This is a genomic window from Idiomarina sp. UBA4206 (genome assembly GCF_002383015.1).
Lineage (GTDB): Bacteria > Pseudomonadota > Gammaproteobacteria > Enterobacterales > Alteromonadaceae > Idiomarina > Idiomarina abyssalis.
On record NZ_DFTS01000014.1, the window covers coordinates 56,103 to 59,277 of the forward strand.

Sequence of the window (3,175 nt, forward strand, 5' to 3'; positions counted from 1 at the left end):
GATGTGATTGGTAAATATCACCCTCACGGAGACAGCGCAGTTTATGACACGATTGTTCGTATGGCGCAGGACTTTTCATTGCGTTATATGTTGGTTGATGGTCAGGGGAACTTTGGTTCTGTTGACGGAGACTCAGCCGCTGCGATGCGTTATACCGAAATTCGCATGGCAAAAATTGCTCATCAGCTTTTAGCCGACCTGGACAAAGAGACCGTTAACTTTGTCGATAACTACGACGGTACAGAGCGTATTCCTGATGTATTGCCAACCCGCGTACCCAACCTGTTAGTTAACGGTTCCTCGGGTATTGCTGTTGGTATGGCAACCAATATCCCGCCTCATAACCTGACGGAAGTTATTGACGGCTCACTGGCGATGATTGATAACCCGGATATTGATGTTGAAGGGTTAATGGAATACATCCCGGGTCCGGACTTCCCGACAGCAGCGACAATTTCAGGTCGCAGCGGTATCGTTGAAGCTTATAAAACCGGTCGTGGTCGTATTCATTTGCGCGCTCAGGCGGAAGTGGAAGTCGACGAGAAAACGGGTAAAGAAACCATCATTGTTACGGAAATTCCGTATCAGGTGAATAAAGCCCGCTTAATTGAAAAAATAGCTGAACTGGTTAAAGAAAAGCGCGTTGAAGGTATTAGTGCTTTACGTGACGAGTCTGACAAAGACGGTATGCGTATCGTCATTGAAATTCGTCGTGGCGATGTTGGCGAAGTTGTTCTTAACCATTTGTATGCTAATACCCAGTTACAGGTTGTGTTTGGCATTAATATGGTTGCCCTGGATAAAGGTCAGCCGCGTCTGTTTAACCTGCGCGATATGCTGGATTGCTTCATTCGCCACCGTCGTGAAGTGGTTACCCGCCGCTCAGTCTACGAATTACGCAAAGCTCGTGAACGTGCTCATATCCTGGAAGGTCTGGCGATATCGCTGGCTAATATTGACGAAATTATTGAGCTTATCCGTCGTTCACCCACGCCTGCTGAAGCTAAAGCCGGGCTAATTGCCCGCGCATGGCAGCTGGGTGATGTTGCTTCAATGCTGGAAACCGCCGGTGTTGATGCTGCGCGTCCTGATCATCTGCCTGAAGAATACGGCATTCGGGGTGACAACTATCACCTGACTGAAGAACAGGCTCAGGCCATTTTGGATTTACGTCTGCATAAACTGACTGGTTTAGAGCACGAAAAAATTCTGGATGAATACAAAGGTCTGTTAGAACAAATTGCTGAACTGCTGCATATTCTGAACAGTTCAGAGCGCCTGATGGAAGTGATTCGTGAAGAGCTGGTTGAAATACGCAGTAACTTTGGCGATGAGCGTAAAACCGATATTACCGCCGCTGCACATGACATCAGCATGGAAGACTTAATCAATGAAGAAGATGTTGTTCTGACGCTTTCTCACGAAGGTTATGTGAAGTATCAACCGTTGACTGAGTACGAAGCTCAGCGTCGTGGTGGTAAAGGTAAAGCCGCCACTAAGATGAAAGACGAAGACTTTATTGAAAGACTGTGGGTAGCGAACACGCATGACACCATTTTATGCTTTTCAACCCGTGGTCGTATTTACTGGATGAAAGTTTACCAGTTGCCGTTGGCAAGTCGTGCTTCTCGAGGCAAGCCTATCGTCAACTTGTTACCGCTTGAAGCCGACGAACGTATTACCGCTATTCTGCCAACACGGGATTACCCGGAAGATAAGTTCGTTGTTATGGCTACCCGTAAAGGGACCATTAAGAAAACGCCATTACCAGAGTACTCACGTCCTCGTAACGGCGGAATCATTGCACTGAACCTGGTTGATGACGATGAACTGATTGGTGTTGATATCACTGACGGTAGCGGCGAAATTATGCTGTTCTCTGACGCCGGCAAAGTGGTGCGCTTCGCGGAAGAGCAAGTGCGTTCAATGGGCCGTACAGCAACCGGTGTTCGTGGTATTCGTTTGGAAGAAGGACAGCGTGTTGTATCACTGATTGTTCCTCGCGAATACGAAGAGGAAGAAGCGAATGTATTAACCGTGACTGAAAACGGTTACGGCAAACGTACGCCGCTAAGTGAATACCCGGCTAAGAGTCGTGCGACCAAAGGTGTTGTCTCTATTAAGGTCAGCGAGCGTAATGGTTCCGTTGTCGGCGCCATGGAAGTTATTGATGGCAACGAGATCATGCTTATCAGTAATAAAGGTACTCTGGTCAGAACGCGTGTTAATGAGGTCTCAACCGTTGGTCGTAACACTCAGGGCGTACGCTTAATTCGTACAGCTGATGACGAAAAAGTGGTTGGCCTGCAGCGCATTGATGAAATTGACGAAGATGAGTCTCTCATCGACGGCGAAGTCATTGCTGAGGAAGGCGAAGTCTCTTCTGAGGATAGCTCTGAAAATCAAGAGGGTTCCGACGAGTCATGAGCCAGTTGTTTAACTTTTCTGCCGGACCGGCAATGTTGCCGGTCGAGGTGTTGAAACAAGCTCAGGAAGAGTTATTGAACTGGAATGGGCAGGGTGTATCGGTGATGGAAATTTCCCACCGTGACCCTGCTTATGTCCATATGGCACGTGAAGCTGAGCAAGACCTGCGCGACCTGCTAAATGTACCGGACGACTACGAAGTACTCTTTCTACAAGGCGGAGGGCGAGGCCAGTTTTCTGCGGTTCCACAGAATATCGCGTCACCCCATGCCACCGTAGATTACCTGGATACAGGAATATGGTCTGGTTTTGCTATCCGTGAAGCCGAAAAGTTCGTTTCCAGAGTGAATATTGCCGGGCAAGTTCAGGAAGGCGCTAAAGGCAAGGAAATTCAGTCGCCAAAAGACTGGAAACTGTCTGAAAATGCTGCCTATTTTCATTACTGTCCCAATGAGACGGTCGATGGTATTGCACTGCATGAGATCCCTGATGTTAAAGCACCCATTGTGGCTGATATGTCATCAAATATCCTCTCTGAACCCCTGGATGTCTCAAAGTTTGGTGTTATATACGCCGGCGCTCAGAAGAATATAGGCCCTTCAGGTTTTGCTATCGCTATCGTCAATAAAAAGCTTTTGGGTCAACCGCAGAAGCAAGTGTCATCTATCATGGATTACCAACTCCAGGCGAAGGACGGGTCTATGTACAACACGCCCAATACCTTTGCCTGGTATCTGGCAGGGTTGGT

Annotated in this window: 2 protein-coding genes; both read left to right on the forward strand. The window is 47.9% G+C overall.

The window, feature by feature from the left end:
* A partial coding sequence (gyrA, locus tag B3180_RS02915) for a DNA gyrase subunit A (RefSeq protein ID WP_286842931.1) occupies window positions 1-2,427 on the forward strand: 2,427 nt, incomplete at its 5' end.
* Window positions 2,424-3,175, forward strand: a 752-nt coding sequence (gene serC, locus B3180_RS02920; RefSeq protein WP_286842932.1) for a 3-phosphoserine/phosphohydroxythreonine transaminase, incomplete at its 3' end; no start/stop codon positions are given. The genes gyrA and serC, both read left to right, overlap by 4 nt.